This is a genomic window from Pseudomonas sp. QL9, assembly GCF_041409665.1.
Lineage (GTDB): Bacteria > Pseudomonadota > Gammaproteobacteria > Pseudomonadales > Pseudomonadaceae > Pseudomonas > Pseudomonas knackmussii.
In genome coordinates, this window is sequence record NZ_CP166971.1 from 1,157,943 (window position 1) to 1,173,502 (window position 15,560).

Annotated in this window: 18 protein-coding genes; 7 read left to right on the forward strand and 11 right to left on the reverse strand. The window is 67.0% G+C overall.

Annotated elements, in window-relative coordinates; translation table 11 throughout:
- Nucleotides 1–217: 217 nt before the first annotated feature.
- On the reverse strand, nt 218–682 hold the full coding sequence (locus ACA097_RS05460; RefSeq protein ID WP_043250335.1) for a glycine zipper 2TM domain-containing protein: 465 nt from the start codon (nt 680–682) through the stop codon (nt 218–220).
- A gap of 185 nt (nt 683–867) precedes the next feature.
- Between ACA097_RS05460 and ACA097_RS05465 the strand changes: the two genes are divergently transcribed.
- Entirely contained in the window at nt 868–1,104 is a 237-nt protein-coding gene (locus ACA097_RS05465) for a hypothetical protein (RefSeq protein ID WP_371368981.1), read from the forward strand.
- Here ACA097_RS05465 and ACA097_RS05470 read toward each other — a convergent pair.
- The 6 genes from ACA097_RS05470 to dinG form a co-directional block, all read right to left on the reverse strand.
- Complete coding sequence (locus ACA097_RS05470) at nt 1,089–2,228, reverse strand: glycerate kinase (RefSeq protein WP_371368983.1); 1,140 nt, start codon at nt 2,226–2,228, stop codon at nt 1,089–1,091. The two genes, ACA097_RS05465 and ACA097_RS05470, sit on opposite strands and share 16 nt — an antisense overlap.
- A 138-nt stretch (nt 2,229–2,366) precedes the next feature.
- Nucleotides 2,367–3,014 (reverse strand): pyridoxamine 5'-phosphate oxidase, encoded by a 648-nt coding sequence (pdxH, locus tag ACA097_RS05475; RefSeq protein ID WP_043250330.1) that lies wholly within the window; start codon nt 3,012–3,014, stop codon nt 2,367–2,369.
- Between the two features lie 122 nt (nt 3,015–3,136).
- A complete protein-coding gene (locus ACA097_RS05480; protein ID WP_371368986.1) occupies nt 3,137–3,922 on the reverse strand; it encodes an OmpA family protein in 786 nt (261 codons plus the stop codon).
- Between the two features lie 241 nt (nt 3,923–4,163).
- Nucleotides 4,164–5,309 (reverse strand): serine hydrolase domain-containing protein, encoded by a 1,146-nt coding sequence (locus ACA097_RS05485; protein ID WP_371368988.1) that lies wholly within the window; start codon nt 5,307–5,309, stop codon nt 4,164–4,166.
- 110 nt (nt 5,310–5,419) lie between these two features.
- A complete protein-coding gene (locus ACA097_RS05490; protein WP_371368990.1) occupies nt 5,420–7,696 on the reverse strand; it encodes a beta-galactosidase in 2,277 nt (758 codons plus the stop codon).
- 93 nt (nt 7,697–7,789) lie between these two features.
- On the reverse strand, nt 7,790–9,934 hold the full coding sequence (gene dinG / locus ACA097_RS05495; RefSeq protein ID WP_043250327.1) for an ATP-dependent DNA helicase DinG: 2,145 nt from the start codon (nt 9,932–9,934) through the stop codon (nt 7,790–7,792).
- A 111-nt stretch (nt 9,935–10,045) separates the two neighbouring features.
- Between dinG and ACA097_RS05500 the strand changes: the two genes are divergently transcribed.
- On the forward strand, nt 10,046–10,510 hold the full coding sequence (locus ACA097_RS05500) for a CopD family protein (RefSeq protein WP_043250326.1): 465 nt from the start codon (nt 10,046–10,048) through the stop codon (nt 10,508–10,510).
- A 34-nt stretch (nt 10,511–10,544) separates the two neighbouring features.
- Here the strand turns inward: ACA097_RS05500 and ACA097_RS05505 are convergent, their stop codons facing one another.
- From ACA097_RS05505 to ACA097_RS05515, 3 genes are all read right to left on the reverse strand, one after another.
- A complete protein-coding gene (locus ACA097_RS05505) occupies nt 10,545–11,309 on the reverse strand; it encodes a collagen-like protein (protein ID WP_371368993.1) in 765 nt (254 codons plus the stop codon).
- A complete protein-coding gene (locus ACA097_RS05510) occupies nt 11,302–11,577 on the reverse strand; it encodes a DUF1145 domain-containing protein (RefSeq protein ID WP_371368995.1) in 276 nt (91 codons plus the stop codon). The genes ACA097_RS05505 and ACA097_RS05510 overlap by 8 nt, the downstream gene beginning before the upstream one ends.
- A 121-nt stretch (nt 11,578–11,698) precedes the next feature.
- Nucleotides 11,699–12,328 carry an OmpA family protein gene (locus ACA097_RS05515; RefSeq protein ID WP_043250321.1) on the reverse strand — a complete coding sequence of 210 codons (630 nt, stop codon included), beginning with the start codon at nt 12,326–12,328 and terminating at the stop codon, nt 11,699–11,701.
- 137 nt (nt 12,329–12,465) lie between these two features.
- Here ACA097_RS05515 and ACA097_RS05520 point away from each other — a divergent pair, with 137 nt between their 5' ends.
- The 3 genes from ACA097_RS05520 (at nt 12,466) to ACA097_RS05530 (ending at nt 14,154) form a co-directional block, all read left to right on the forward strand.
- On the forward strand, nt 12,466–12,954 hold the full coding sequence (locus tag ACA097_RS05520) for a DUF6231 family protein (RefSeq protein WP_371368998.1): 489 nt from the start codon (nt 12,466–12,468) through the stop codon (nt 12,952–12,954).
- Between the two features lie 2 nt (nt 12,955–12,956).
- Complete coding sequence (locus ACA097_RS05525) at nt 12,957–13,430, forward strand: YchJ family protein (protein WP_371369001.1); 474 nt, start codon at nt 12,957–12,959, stop codon at nt 13,428–13,430.
- Between the two features lie 97 nt (nt 13,431–13,527).
- Entirely contained in the window at nt 13,528–14,154 is a 627-nt protein-coding gene (locus tag ACA097_RS05530; RefSeq protein WP_156958001.1) for a trimeric intracellular cation channel family protein, read from the forward strand.
- 4 nt (nt 14,155–14,158) lie between these two features.
- On the opposite strand, the gene ACA097_RS05535 is transcribed toward ACA097_RS05530, so the two are convergent.
- Nucleotides 14,159–14,695: a hypothetical protein gene (locus ACA097_RS05535; protein ID WP_371369003.1), complete on the reverse strand. Its 537-nt coding sequence runs from the start codon at nt 14,693–14,695 to the stop codon at nt 14,159–14,161.
- Nucleotides 14,696–14,819: 124 nt separating this feature from the next.
- Here ACA097_RS05535 and ACA097_RS05540 point away from each other — a divergent pair, with 124 nt between their 5' ends.
- Both ACA097_RS05540 and ACA097_RS05545 read left to right on the forward strand, forming a co-directional pair.
- The gene (locus ACA097_RS05540; RefSeq protein WP_371369005.1) at nt 14,820–15,305 is read left to right on the forward strand and encodes an LEA type 2 family protein; all 486 of its coding nucleotides are present in this window, start codon (nt 14,820–14,822) and stop codon (nt 15,303–15,305) included.
- 7 nt (nt 15,306–15,312) lie between these two features.
- Nucleotides 15,313–15,510 (forward strand): SEC-C metal-binding domain-containing protein, encoded by a 198-nt coding sequence (locus ACA097_RS05545; protein WP_043250311.1) that lies wholly within the window; start codon nt 15,313–15,315, stop codon nt 15,508–15,510.
- Nucleotides 15,511–15,560 lie beyond the last annotated feature (50 nt).

Consider the following 15,560-nt stretch of genomic DNA (forward strand, 5'->3'; position numbering starts at 1 on the left):
CTCCTCGATCCTAAAGAGCCTGGCAAACATCCAGGAAAGACGACAGAACCCGTCGATTATCCATATCTATCGGTCTGACGTCATGGATAGAAATATTACGAAAGGCTGTCAGACGGCTCGCCCATGGCGACCCCGAAAACGATAGCGCGCGGCACCGGAGACCGGTGCCGCGCGCCAGAAGAATCACCGCGCCGGCCTGAGCCGGCGGGTTTGCGGATCAGTGCGCTACGCGGCTGGTGCCGTTCACGGTCAGGATGCGCACGCGCTCGCCGACGCGGAACACCGCGCCCTGGTCGACTTCCTGGACGTAGGCGCGGGAGGTGCCGTCGTCTTCACGCACGGTGATCTCCACGCCCTGGGTACGGGTCAGGCCTTCCTCGGCCGCCGCACCGGCCAGGCCACCGGCCACGGCACCGATGATGGCGGTCACGTAGCTGCCACGGCCACCACCGATGGCGCTGCCGCCAATACCACCCACGGCGGCGCCGGTCGCGGCGCCGATCGGGGTCTTGGTGCCTTCGATCTTCACCGGGCGCAGCGCCTCGATGGTGCCCCAGCGTACGTTCTGCACCGTGCGGGCTTCGTCACGGGAATAGCTATCGCCGGTCAGGCTGGATTGGCAGCCGCCCAGGGTCAGGGCAAGAGCGGTGAAACCGGCGACGAGGAAGGCGGAATTACGCATACGGAAACCTCCGAATAGATATGTGGATATTAGACTCTGCCGCGCACCTTGCTGTCACGCCGGGCAGATCAAACATTTCGTTCGGTTCAGCCGCCGTACAGCTTTCTCCGCCGCCTGCGGCAAAAACCCGCGTTCGTCGCCCGGCCCGCTTCGGCTAGGGTGGGCGACCGTGCGAGGAGCACCCCATGGACTACTTCATCATCGTCGTCACCACCGCAGCCGGGCTCTATTTCCATTGGTGGCTGTTCGTTCGCATCCGCCGCTGGATGGATCGCGACCTCGCGCTGTCGCTGGCCGGCGAAGACCCGATCAAGCGCGAGTACATGCTGCACTGCCTGCAACTTGCCCGCGACGAGCGAGTTGCTCGACGCGACCTAGCAGAGTGGCTGCAGCGTGCCGCCAAGGACTATCGCGACGCCTGAGCCAGGCTCCACAGCCGCGCCAGTTCCTCGGCACGCGCCTCCAGTTCGACAGCCGCGCCAGCCATGGCCTGGGCCAGGCTGATCGGCCCTGGGGTCAGACTGAATGCTGCGGCGATACCGTTGTCGTGCACCCGCAAATACCCCTCGCCCAGACTGCCTGCCAGGGCGATGACCGGAACACCTGCAGCCGCGGCGACGCGCGCCACGCCAACCGGCGTCTTGCCGTGCAGGCTCTGCGCATCGAGACGGCCCTCGCCGGTAATCGCCAGAGCCGCGCCCTGCATCGCCTCGGCCAGCCCGGCAACCTCGGCGACCAGTTCGATGCCCGGCCGGAATCGCGCGCCGAGGAAGGCCCGCGCGGCAAAGCCGAGGCCACCCGCAGCGCCAACGCCGGGATAAGCGCTGTGATCCTCACCGAGTACCTGCGCGGCGACCTGTGCATAACGCTGCAGCGCGGCGTTCAATTGCTCGACCTGCGCCGGGCTCGCGCCCTTCTGCGGGCCGAACACCGCCGAGGCGCCGCGCGGACCGTAGAGCGGATTGTCGACATCGGCAGCCACTTCGACCTCGACCGCACGCAAGCGCGCGTCCAGGCCAGCTACATCGATCGCATGCAGACGAGCCAGTTCGGCGCCGCCATCCCCCAGGAGCGCCCCCTGCTCGTCGAGGAAGCGCACACCCAGGGCCTGCAGCAAGCCGAGGCCGCCATCATTGGTGGCGCTACCGCCGAGTCCGAGGATGATCTTGCGCGCCCCGGCATCCAGCGCCGCGCGGATCAGCTCGCCGGTGCCAAAACTGCTGGTACGGGTTGCGTCGCGCTGATGGGCCGGCACCAGATGCAGGCCACTGGCGGCGGCCATCTCGATCACCGCAGTACCCTCTTCCAGCCAGCCCCAATGCGCCTGTACCGGCGTGCCGAGCGGGCCACGCACCAGGCATTCGCGGCGCTCGCCGCCAGTGGCTTCCAGCACCGCGTCCACCGTGCCTTCACCACCATCGGCCATGGGCCGCAGGAGAACCTCGTCCGCCGGCCGGGCACGCAGCCAGCCGCGCGCGATGGCGGCCGCGACGTCGGGAGCGGACAGGCTTTCCTTGAAGGAGTCGGGGGCGATGACGAGTTTCATGGGGAGGTCCGTTGTCAGGCGATGGGACGCATCCTACCTCGCCACCCCCACGGGAAGCGCAGCCATGTAGGAGCGAGCTTGCTCGCGAACCGATTCGGCACGCGGCCATTCGCGAGCAAGCTCGCTCCTACGAAGAACCTATGGCGCCAGGCGCTCGCGCACCCAGGCATCGCCTTCGCGGCGGTAGTTCAGGCGGTCGTGCAGGCGACTCGGGCGGCCCTGCCAGAACTCGATGCGCGTGGGCACCAGGCGATAGCCGCCCCAGTGCTCGGGGCAATGCGGCGCGGTATCCATGAAGCGCTTCTCGGTCTCCGCCAGCAGCCGCTCCAGTTCCTCGCGACCACTGATCACCCGGCTCTGCGGCGAGGCCCAGGCACCGAGGCGGCTCCCCAGCGGGCGCACGCGGTAGTAGGCGTCGGACTCTTCCACAGAGACTTTCTCCACCTGCCCTTCGATACGCACCTGGCGCTCCAGCGCCGGCCAGAAGAAGGTCATGGCGGCACGCGGGTTGGCGGCCAGTTGCTCGCCCTTGGCGCTGTCGTAGTTGCTGAAGAAGGTGAACCCGCGCGCGTCGAGCCCCTTGAGCAGCAGCACGCGACAATGCGGCTGGCCTTCGCTATCGACTGTCGCCAGGGTCATGGCGTTGGGCTCGACCGGCAACTGCTCGGTCTTCACCGCCTCTTCGAACCACTGCTGGAACAGGACGAACGGTTCGGCGGGCGCTTGCGCCTCGCTGAGTCCGTCACGGGTGTATTCGCGGCGCATGTCGGCCAGGGTCTGGGCCATCGATCTCTCCTCCGGATGACGGGACTGCTGGCGCTTCCCGAGCGGAAAGCGCCTCTGATTCAGCCCTCTAGATTAACCAGAGCTCGAAGGGATTGCTTGACCGGCGACAAGGCGCCCACGTTTCAGTTGGCCTGGGCCAGGGGCAGCAGGTTGCCGCGCGGGGTCAGCATGACTTCGACGCGGCGGTTCTTCGCCCGGCCGGCCTTGGTCTTGTTGTCGGCGACCGGCTTGTCGGAGCCGACCCCCTTGTAGCGCAGGCGGTCGTTGCCCAGGCCGCTGAGGCGGAAGATCGCCGCGATGGCCACGGCGCGCTGCTGGCTGACCTTGTCGTTGGTGGCCTTGTCGCCGCTGCTGTCGCTGTGGCCGAGGATGAACACGCCGCTCTGCGGTTCCTTTTCGATGACCTTGGCAACGCTGGCCAGCGGCGCGAGGGTGACCGGCAGCAGCAGCTCCGGGCGCTTGGGATTGAAGGAGCCGTCTACCGGGGCGGTCAGCACCAGGGCATTGTCGCGACGCTCGACCTTGAACTTGCTGCCGGCGACGGCGGCGCGCACGGGCGCCTCGTGCTGGTCCAGCCAGGCTTTGTTGTCCGCTGCGCTGGGCACCGGTAACGGCTTGTCGGCGGCTTCAACCTTCGCCGACTCGCCCGCGGCGCTGCCGCCGAACGGCCACCACCAGTGGTTGCCGGCGGATTTGTCGGATGCCGCGTTCGCATTCGCTTCCGCAGGCTTGGGCGCCTCCGCCGGCGCCTTGGCGTCAGCCTTGTCTGTGCCACCGAAAGGCCACCAGCTGTGTTTGCCGGAGTCAGCCTGGGCTGCACCGGGCGTGCTGGCGTCCTGGGATTGGAATTGGCTGCAGGCGGACAGGCCGAGACAGAGGACCAGAGTGGAAGTCTTGAACAGGTTCATGGACGGATACCGACAGGCGAGACAAGGGACAGACGCGCCCGGCGGCGGGCGCGAATCAGATTTTCAACTTAGAAATCGATCATAACTTACTAAGCCAATTGGCCTTTTTGATATTCGACTGGCAAGCGGCGACACCCATCCCGCGGGCAGGCGATGCCGCAAGCTGGGTCTTTCGAGCGAAGTCGTGAAGGAAGGTTCCCACGGCTCGTCGGCGCGTATCGGCCGACGAGCCGCGAGCCGATCAGAGGCAGGTGCCGACGACGCGCGCCAGTTGCTGCGCACGCGGATCCATCAGCACGTACGGGCCGAGGGTGTTGGTGACGAAACCGAAGGCCAGTTCGCGCTCCGGATCGGCGAAGCCCACCGAACCGCCGGCGCCGGGATGGCCGAAGGCGCGCGGGCCGAGGCCGTAGGTGGCGTTTGCCAGCTCCGGTTGGTCAAGCATGGTGCCGAGGCCGAAACGGGTGCTGGTGAGCAAGGTGCGGTCCTCGCCACGGGCGTGCTCGCGGGTCAACTCGGCGAGCAGTTTTTCGTCCAGCAGGCGTCCTTGCAGCAGGCCGCTGTAGAAGCCGGCTAGGGATCGCGCGTTGCCGTGGCCGTTCGCCGCCGGCTGCTGCATGCGCCGCCATTCCGGCTTGTTGGTGCTGGTGAGGATCGACGGCGGGTTGGTGAAGGCGCGGGTGGTCAGTGCGTTCGGCTCGCTCATCATGGTGCGCAGCAAACGCTGCGCCGCCGCGTCACCAAGGTTGCCCTTGGCCCGGGCGATGTGCGCCACGCGCGGGAACTCGGCATCGTCCAGGCCAATGTGGAAGTCCAGCCCGAGCGGCTTGGCGGTGCGCTCGACGATGGCCACGCCCGGCTCACGGCCATCGACCCGGCGGATTACCTCGCCCACCAGCCATCCGTAGGTGATGGGCGCGTAGCCATGCTGCTCGCCCGGCTGCCACCACGGCTCTTCGGCGGCCAGCGCAGCGGTCATCGCCTGCCAGTCGTACAGCGCTTCGGCCGGCAGCATCTGGTGCAAAGCCGGCATGCCGGCGCGATGGCAGAGCAACTGGCGCACCGTGATCGCCTGCTTGCCGGCGGCGGCAAATTCGGGCCAGTAGCGGGCCACCGGGGCGTCCAGTTCAAGCTTGCCCTCGCCCACCATTTGCAGGGCGGCGACGGCGGCAAAGGTCTTGGTGCAGGAGAACAGGTTGAGCAGGGTGTCCGCCTGCCAGTCCTGGCCCTCGTCCTTGCCGGCGGCACCGGCGAACAGGTCCACCAGCGTTTCGCCGCCGACCTGGATGCAAAGCGCAGCGCCGCGCGCCTGCGGGTCCTCGAAGAGTGCCGCGAATGCGTCGGCGACGGGGGTGAAGCGGCTATCGCAATGGCCTTGCAGGGTCATGGAGGCACTCCGGGACGGGGAACGGAAAGGCGCATTCTTCCAGCGCCCTCCGCCCTTGTGAACCCTGCCCAAGTTGGGCCGCGGCCATCATGGCCCCGGCGAATGCCGGCTCATTGCGCGGCCGGGGTGTCGTCTCGGCTGGCCGTGGCGTCCGGGTCTATCGGCTTGCTCGGCGCTTCCGGCGGCGCCTTGGCGGCGGCGCGCGCCTGCTCCTGCAGGACCTTCGCAGCCTGCTGGTTACCCTTGCGCACGGCATCGACGAAGCTGGCGAACGGCAGGTCGGTGATGCCGACCAGGCCGATGTGGCCGTTCTCGCCATCGAGCAGGCGCCCGGAGGTCGGCTGGTCGAGGTATTGGAACCAGTGTGCGCCGACGATCTGCGGATCCTTCACCGCGGCGCTGAGGAACTGCTGGTAGCGCTCGCCGCGCTGCTGTTCGTTGTAGACCTCGGAAACGCCACCCCAGAACGGCCCGCGGTCGCGCGAGCCGAAGTGGAATTCGCTGATCAGCACCGGCTTGTCCAGGCTGCGCACGTAGTTGGCGTCGTAGCCCTGCTGCGGGGTCGGGGCGTACAGGTTGAAGCTCAGCAGGTCGCAGTAATGCGCGCAGGAGGCCAGCATTTCCGGGGTGGTCACCGAGAAACGGCCGCCCAGCAGCAGGTGGTTCGGGTCGTGCCAGCTCAGCGAATCGCGCAGGGTGCGGAAGTACTGGTCGGCGTACAGGCGCAGGAACGCGCTGTAGTCCTGTTCGATGGCCGGGTGCGCAGCGTTCGGCTGCGGTGCCTGGAAGCCCGGCACGTCCAGGTCTTCCCAGGCCGCCATGTCGATGCCCCAGGCCTGCTCCAGGGCCTGGTGGTCGTGGTACTTGTCCTTCAACTGCTTGATGAAGGCGCGCTTGGCCGGGCTGTCGGTGGACAGCGCCAGGGCGCCGAAGGCCAGGGCGTAGTGGTTGCGCGCATCGCTGCCCTGCCCGGCCCAGGCCAGTTCGTTGTCCGCGTAGTAACCGAGCAGCCAGGGGTCTTCACGGTGGTCGCGGGTGGCGATGGCGATGGCGCGCTCGGCAGCCATGGCGAAGCGCGGGTCGAACGGGTCGGGCATGGCGCCCCACCAGTCGTAGCCGGTGCTGACGGTGGCGTAGTCGCCGCTGATCGCCAGCGGCAGGCTGTAGGGGATGCGCGAGGCGCCGGCGAAGGCCGGCTGGCTCCAGTTGCCCAGCGAGTTGAAGCCCCAGGCGTCGAGGCGCGCCAGGGTGCGCTCGAACCAGGCGTCGGCGAACGGCTGCCCGCTCAGACCGCCGGTGGCGCGGTAGCGGTTCGCGGCATAGAAGTCATACCAGCGGCCGTGACCGAAGGCGCGACCCTGCTGCGCGCCGACGCCGTCGCGGTCGTCGCTGCTGCCGTAGAAGGCCGCCAGCGGATCGCCCTCGCGGGGCAGCCCGTCGAACATGTACTCGCGGCCCTCGATGTAGGTCTGGCTGCTTTCGTTGTTCACCGTGTTGACGCCCAGCGACCAGTAAGCATGGCCGTCTGGCGTGACCAACCACCACCGGCCGTTGCGCTTCTCGCTGCGGAAGAAGCCTGTGGCGTCAAAGTTCGGGCCCTCCAGCAGCCCACCGAAGGTGTCGCGCTGCTCGTTCTGCGCCTGCCACTTCTTCAGTTGCTCGCCCTCGGCCTTCCAGGCATTGGCCAGCTGTTCGACGCTTTTCACCTTCTCCGGCCATTCGCTGCGGGTCGACTGTCCGTAAGCGTCGATGATGCCGCTGTAGGCCTTGTGCAGTTCGTCACCGCCAGCGCGGGTGCCGAAGCGGCCGACGAGGATCTCCTGGGCCGCTTTCGGGGTGTCCAGATAAAGCTTCACCGCGCCGACCTGGCTGCGCTTCAACTCGCCGGTGACCACCGGGGCGATGAGCAAGCGCTGGCCATCAAGGGTGAAGGGCATGGGGACGCCGGCGCGCATGCCGAACAGTTGCGGCGCGGTGGCCTGCAGCGGCACCAGCAGGGTCTGCGCGGGACCTGCGGGCAGCGCGATGCTGGCATGCAGGCCGGGCGTGCCATCGGCGTTATCGATCTCGACTTCCAGGGTCAGCGCCCAGTCCATGGCGTTCTGCACGCGCAGGCTCAGGCTGTCGGCCTGCGACCAGTCCCAGCTGCCGCTGGCCGGCTTCAGGGTCAAAGTCGGACGTGCCGCCGGGTGGAACTTCACGCGCCGCAGGATTTCACCGCCCGCGGCGGTTTCCGCGGTGTGATTGGGCAGGTCGGCGTCCTGCAGACCGACGCTCACCACAGCCATCGGCTTGACGAAGTTGAACAGGGTCTCGTTGCCCTCGGCGGCCCACAGCGGGGCGCTGGCGAGGCTCAGGCTGAACAGCAGGGGCAGGAATGAACGCATGCAGCTCTTGTCCTTGTGGCGGCGCCAGGCACCGCCGGTGTCTTCGGGCGGCAGCGCAGGGCACGCCGCCAGCGGATTCGGCCGCCGCGGCCGTCAGGCGATCTCGCGGCGGAACGGTGGCAGGGCGTTGAGGATCGCCTTGCCGTAACGCTGGGTCACTACGCGCCGATCGAGCAGGGTGATGGTGCCGCGGTCCTGCTCGGTGCGCAGCAGACGCCCGCAGGCCTGCACCAGGCGCAGCGAAGCGTCGGGCACGGCGATCTCCATGAAGGGATTGCCGCCGCGCGCCTCGATCCACTCCGAGAGCGCCGCCTCGACAGGATCGTCCGGTACGGCGAAGGGAATCTTGGCGATCACCACGTGTTCGCAATAAGCGCCGGGCAGGTCGACGCCCTCGGCGAAGCTGGCCAGGCCGAAGAGCACGCTGTGCTCGCCGTCGTCCACGCGCGACTTGTGCTTGTTCAGCGTCTCCTGCTTGGACAGGTTGCCCTGGATCAGCACGCGCTTGCGCCAATCACGGTCCAGGCCGTCGAACACTTCCTGCATCTGCTTGCGCGAGGCGAACAGCACCAGCGTGCCGCGTGCGCCTTCGACCATCGCCGGCAGATCGCGGACGATGGCCGCGGTGTGCGCGGCGGCGTCGCGGGGGTCGGCCTTGAGATCGGGCACACGCAGCAGGCCGGCTTCTGCGTGATGGAACGGGCTCGGCACGACAGCGGTGACTGCCGCGCGCGGCAGGCCGGCACGCATGCGGTAGCGGTCGAAGGTGCCAAGCGCGGTCAGGGTTGCGGAGGTCACCAGCACGCCGTAGGCCACGTTCCACAGGTTGCGGCGCAGGGTCTCGGCGGCGAGGATCGGGCTGGCGTTGGCCTCGATGTCGTAGAAGCTGCCGCTTTCAGCCAGGGTCAGCCAGCGCGCCATCGGCGGGCTGTCTTCCGGGTCCTCGCAGGTGAAGGCGGTCCACAGTTCCCAGTTGCCCTGGGCGCGCGCGAGCAGGCTGCCGAACAGCGGGTACCACTCCTCGGCCTGGTAGCTGGCGACGCCGGCAGCGCCCTCCCCGTCCATCGCTTCTTTAAGCAGCTCGGTGAGACGGGTGAAGAGGTCGGTGAGTTTGGCGAAGCCCTTCTTCAGCTCGATGCCCATCTCGCGGATGTGCTCGGGAATCACCCCGCCCTCGAAGCGATGGCGCGGCCGCTCGCGGCCTTCCATGTCTTCGCCGGCGCGGAAGTCGCCGATCTCCTCGCAGGCGGTGAACATGAACTGCTGGTGGGTGCGCAGATCGCGTGCCAGTTCCGGCACCTGCTCGATCAGACGGCCGAGGTCGCCCGGCAGAGGGTTCTGCGCCAGCAGCTTGGTGAGGTTCTTCTCCACCTGGCCCAGCCAGTCGGCGGTGGCGCGCAGGCGGGTGAAGTGGGCGAAGTGGCCGATGGCCTTGTCCGGCAGGTGATGGCCTTCGTCGAATACGTAAATGGTTTCGCGCGGGTCGGGCAGGATCGCGCCGCCGCCGAGGGCGAGGTCGGCCAGCACCAGGTCGTGGTTGGTGACTATGACGTCGACCTTGGTCATGCCTTCGCGCGCCTTGTAGAAGGAGCACTGCCCAAAGTTCGGGCAATGGCGCCCGGTGCACTGGCTGTGGTCGGTGGTCAGCTGCGTCCAGTGCGCATCCTCGATCGCTTCCGGCCAGCTGTCGCGGTCGCCATCCCAGCGGTTGCCGGCCAGGCGCTCGATCATCTGGTTGAACAGCTTGGTGCCGCTCTCGTCGACGTCGATGCGGAAGCCTTCTTCCTCGAACAGCTGCGCGGTGGCGCTCTGTGCATGGCCTTCCTGCAGCAGGTGGTCGAGCTTGGACAAGCACAGGTAGCGGCCGCGGCCCTTGGCCAGGGAGAAGCTGAAGCTCAGGCCGCTGTTGCGCAGCAGGTCGGGCAGGTCCTTGTGGACGATCTGCTCCTGCAGGGCGACGGTCGCGGTGGCGATCACCAGGCGCTTGCCGGCGGCCTTGGCGCAGGCGATGGCGGCCAGGCTGTAGGCGACGGTCTTGCCGGTGCCGGTGCCGGCCTCGACGGCGACTACCGCCGCCTCGCCGACGCGATGGCCTTCGTCGTCGCTCTGGATGGTGCCGAGGACCTTGGCCACTTCGGCGATCATCAGGCGCTGGCCATAGCGTGGCTTGAGTTCCTTGGCCTCCAGGAAACGCGAGTAGGCGCCCTGGATCTGGGCCTTGAGTTCGGTGCTGAGCATGGAATTCCCGGGCGCCGGATCGACCGCGAGGTCTTCCGGAGGCTGGATAAATTTTCAGTGGGGCCGGCTATGATAGCGCGCTTCATCCCAACCGCCAGCGGAGATCGCCGAATGACCGCCTTTGCCCCCGTCTACGCCCTGCACGTCCTGGCCGCCCTGGTCTGGGTCGGCGGCATGTTCTTCGCCTGGATGATTCTGCGTCCGGCCGCCGTCACCGCGCTGGAGGCACCGGCCCGGCTGAAGCTGTGGAGCGAAGTGTTCCGGCGCTTCTTCGTCTGGGTCTGGGCGGCGGTCGTGGTGCTGCCGGTGACCGGCATCGGCATGCTGCAGCTGAGCTTCAACGGCGTGGCCGGCGCACCGCGCTATGTGCAGGTAATGATGGGCCTGTACGTCGCGATGCTGGCGCTGTTCCTGCGTGTGCAGGCCCTGCAGCTGCCGGAACTGCGCCGTGCGATCGAGGCTTCGGACTGGCCGGCGGGTGGCGCCGTGCTGGGGCGGATTCGCCGCACCGTAGGCAGCAACTTGCTGCTCGGCCTGGCGCTGGTGGCGATAGTCGCGGCACGCCCGCACTGGTAAGACGAAGGCGCGGGCCTGGCCCGCGCCGGATCGATCAGAAGCGCACCACGTCCAGGTGACCTTCGGCGCCGACCGCGCCTTCATGGCCGGTCTGGCCTTCGCGCCCGGCGTCGCCGCCGCTTGCCGAGTAGAGCCAGCACTCCTTCTCGCCGCTGCTCGCGCCGGCCTTGCCCGGCTTGCCCGGTGCGCCGCCGGCACCGCCGTTCAGGCGGACCTTGACCACTTCGACGGTGAATTTCGCCGGCACTTCCAGGCGCACCTGGCCACCCGCCCCGCCAGTTTGTCCGTCGCCGCCGCTCTGCCCGTCACCGCCGGCCAGCGAGCTACCCCAGAGGCAGCCGGCCGGGCGCGCATTGGCGCCGTCCAGGCCGTCGTAGCCAGGCGCGCCGACACCGCCGCGAACGTCCACCAGCAGGTTGGTGACGCTGACGCTCTGCAGACGCAGGGTCAGGTTCCGCCCGGCGCTGGCCGGACGGTGGAAGCTGCCAGCCGCACCCTGGGCGGCGATTACGCTGCCGTCGGCAAACTGGCCGCGAATCACCTCGATGCGCAGCGGATGCTCTCCCGGGAACACGCCGATGCGAGCATTTTTCTGCAGGTCCAGCTCCTGAACGCGCAACAGGGTGACCCGCGAGGGAATCAGCAGCGCTCCACCCGGGGCGACACTGATACGCTCGAGGGTCAGGGCGTCGGTCTTGGCCGGAAGCCGCAGAACGGTATTGGCATCGACATGCACGGAGGCGGCAATGGCGGCCTGCAGGGGCGCCAGCAAGGCCAAGGCGCAGAGCAGCTTACGCATGGCGATCCTCCTGGCCGGCCGCCGGCACCGAGAGCAGGTGGAAGACACCGAACAGCAGCACCTGCAGGCGATCCATCCAGGGATGCGGACGGCCCTTCAGGCGACTGCCGAGCACCAGCAATTCGACGATGTGGATCAGCAGGATCAGGCCACCGGCTGCCAGCAGCAGCGTGGCGAAAGGTTGGGCGAAGGGCTGCAGGATGTTGAACAGCACCGCCCCCCAGAATGCCAGGGCAACCAGTTTGCCCAGCCCCGCAATAGCTTTCATGAAAGCGCTCCCCGGTGTTTTCTTGTGCCCGCACCATACCCCGCCGGGGCGGGCGATTCCAGACACCCCCGCAGAAACGAGAAAGGGGCCGCAAGGGCCCCTTCTCCACTGCACGCCCCGGTTACTGGCGCTTGATCTGGATTTCTACGCGACGGTTATCGGCGCGGCCTTCTTTGGTCTTGTTGTCGGCAACCGGCTTGCTTTCGCCATAGCCTTCGACCGACTTGATGCTGGAGGCCGGAACGCCAGCATTGACCAGGTAATCCGCCACCGCATGAGCGCGGCGATCGGACAGTTTCTGGTTGTAGGCGTCGGAGCCGACACTGTCGGTATGACCGGAGATGTCCAGCTCGGTGCTGGCAGGTTCGGCTTTCAGTTTGCTAGCAATGGTGTCGAGCTTGTCCTTGTCGCGCGAATCGATCTTCGACGAGTCGAAGGCGAAGTGCAGGTCGCGGACAACGATGGTCTCTTCCTTCGGCGGCGGAGCCGGAGCCGGTTCCGGAGCAGGCGCGGGCGGAGCCACGGCAACTTGTTCGCTGGCGCCGTGTACCCAGCAGTACGAAGCACCGAGCACGCCGCCGATCAGCGCGCCCCAGCCAGCCCAGGTGCTGTTCTCGATGGAGCCCAGACCGGCGCCCCCCACACCGCCGACCAGAGCGCAGGTCGGCCAGTCGGACTTTTGCAATCCTGCGCAACCGGTGAGCAGAGTGCTTACCAGCAGCAGGGGTAAAGCGGTCCTTGTGATGCTCATATATCAGTCTCTCCTCTGAGATGGGTCTGAACCGACAGTTCGAGTAAAGACGCCACTGCGAAAATGCGCCAGCACTAGGCCATAAGGACGTCTCAAGCTAGTCTCTGCGCATCCGCCAAACGATTCAGAAGAGCCCGATGATCTCCGATCGCACTCCGCAGCAGGCGCTGGCCGCCCTGCTCGACCGCTACGCCCCCAAGCACCTGTTGCTGGTGGGCGCCACGCGCATTCCCGCTGTTGATGCTTTTCTCCAAGCGCACCCGGACTGTCAGTTGGATAGCTGCGCCGCTGGCCCACTGCCGGCGGACCTGGCGGCGAAACGCTACGACCTGGCGCTGCTGGCCGACTGCCTGGAGCACCTGGAACGCCGCGATGCCCTGCAATTGGTAGGCGGCATCCGCAACCTCAACAGCAGCCGCGTCGCGGTGCTGGTCGACCTGCAGGCAGCCGGCGCCCGCGAAACCGACTTCTACGCCCTGGCCATGCAGGCCAGCGAGCGCTTCCAGCGCGACGAACAGACCCTGACCCTGTTCACCTACGATCTACGCGAATACAAGCAGGTACCCGACTGGCTCAACGCCAAGTTCTGGGCCAATCCGGAAAACTTCGGCAAGTACTGGTGGTGACCATGAGCGAACCGTCCTGCCCCTGCGGAAGCGGCCTGCCGTTGGCGGACTGCTGCGGCCGCCTGCACGCAGGCCAGCCGGCGCCCACCGCCGAGGCGCTTATGCGCTCGCGCTACAGCGCCTATGTGCTGGGCCTGGTCGACTATCTGCGCGACACCACGCTACCGGCGCAACAAGCCGGACTGGACCTCGATGCCATCCGTGCGTGGAGCCTGGGCAGCACCTGGCTGGGCCTGGAGGTGGAAAGCCACGAGGTGCTCGGCGGGATTCCCGAGCATGCGCGGGTCGCCTTCACGGCGAGCTGGCACGACGCCAATGGCGAGCACAGCCACCGCGAATGCTCGGGCTTCGTCCAGCGCGAGGGACACTGGTATTTCCTCGACCCGACGGTGCCGCTCAAGCTCGGCCGCAACGACCCCTGCCCCTGCGGCGCGGGCGGCAAGCTGAAGAAATGCTGCGGGCCCTGGATCGGCTGAACGGCGTTTCCGCAGGCGCGAGCTTCAGCCGATGCATGCACCCGTTGGGTGCATGCCGGGCTTCGACTAGAATGCGCGCTTTTTTTCGGGACCCACCATGCTGCTGACCGTGCTCTACATCATCGCCATTACTGCCGAAGCCATGACCGGCGCGCTCTCGGCCGGACGGCGCAGCATGGATCTGTTCGGCGTGGTGCTGGTGGCCTGCGTCACCGCGCTGGGCGGCGGTTCGGTTCGCGACATGCTGCTCGGCCACTACCCGCTGACCTGGGTGCGCCATCCCGAGTACCTGATGTTGACTGCGTTCGCGGCGCTGGTGACGGTCTTCATCGCACCGCTGATGCGCCACCTGCGCTCGCTGTTCCTCGTGCTCGACGCCGTGGGCCTGGTCGCCTTCACCCTGATCGGCTGCCGGGTTGCCCTGGAGATGGGCCACAGCCTGCTGATCGCTGCGGTTTGCGGGGTGATCACCGGGGTATTCGGCGGGATACTGCGGGATATCTTTTGCAACGACGTGCCGCTGATCTTCCGCCGCGAGCTCTACGCCAGCGTGTCCTTCGCCAGCGCCTGGTGCTACCTGATCTGCATCCAGCTGTCGTTGCCCAACGAACAGGCGCTATTGATCACGCTGTTCGCCGGCTTCCTGTTCCGCCTGCTGGCCATCCGTTTCCACTGGGAAATGCCCAAGTTCGTCTATCAGGACGACCCGCAGCAGAACGGCTGAAGACTCAGTCCGCCAGCTTCAGGTGGCTGGTGTCCGGCGCAGGCGCGGCGGGCGCCGGGCGGGCCTGACCCATGTCGCTGCCGACCGGGGCGAGGTTGAACTGACTGAGGTCGACCTGCGGCGCGCGCGGCTCGGCCTTGGCATCCTGCAGATCCGCACCGACCGGCGCCAGGCCGAAGTCCGGCGCATCGACATCGGCGAACGCCGCCATGTACTCGTCGCGCGGTGCGACCTTGAGTCGCCCCGGGGCTGCAGGCACAGTCTCTTCACTCGGCGCGGGCGGCGGCGCAAGCTCGATCTCCTCCACCGGCGCATCGATGTCGACCACCTCGATGCGCGCTCCTGCCCGCTCCAGAGCGGTGCGATACTTCTCGGCAGCGGCCTCGTCGAGGTTGTTCTTCAGCACCAGGCGGCGGCCGGAGAACAGCAGGGCAATGCGCTGGGCGTCGGCCTGGAAGAGCTTGGCCAGGTTGGCCTTGACCGTTTCCAGATCGGATCCCGGAAGGGCCTGACCGGAAAAAACGATTTCGTAACGGCTCATCCTTCACACTCCTGTGTTTTGCCCCAGAGCTGGGTCGGACCAGTATGGGACAACTTCTTTTAACGTAACAACAACTTGCGGCCGAGCAGTCGCTTGGTACACTGGGGCGTCTTGGGGGATTGACATGAATTATCAGGCGCAAATGATAAGAATTATCAGCCTAGTCTGGATCTTCTCGCTCCTGTCCGGCTGCAGCTGGATGACCGGCAGCTTCGAGAGTCCCGATGTCAAGCTGGTGAAAGTGGACGTGGTCAAGGCCCGCCTGCTCGAACAACAGTTCATGCTGCACTTCAGCATCGACAACCCGAACGACTTCAGCCTGCCCGTGCGCGGCCTGGCCTATAAGGTCAAGCTGAACGATGTAGACCTTGCCGAAGGCGAATCCAGCCTGTGGTTCACCGTGCCCGCCAATGGCCGGCAGAACTTCCAGGTGCCGGTCAACACCAACCTGTGGCGGCACATGAAGTACATCGTCAAGCTGCTGCAGAAGCCCGACCAGCCGATCCGCTACAACCTCGAAGGCGACATCAAGACCGGCATCCTGTTCGGCCACACCGTGCATATCGCGCGCAATGGCGAGATAATCCCCGGCGATTTCATCCCGGAGTAAGGCATTCATGAGCCAGGAACCCCATGTGCATGGTCCCGATTGCAACCACGACCATGATCATGACCACGACCATCCCCACCACGTCCACGGCCCGCACTGCAACCACAGCCACGAGCCGGTGCGCAATCCGCTGAAGGACGTGGGCCGCAACGACCCCTGCCCCTGCGGCAGCGGCGCCAAGTTCAAGAAGTGCCACGGCGCCTGATGCGCCTGTCCGAAGAAGGCCCGCCCAGCGGGCCTTTTTCATTTCCGCGC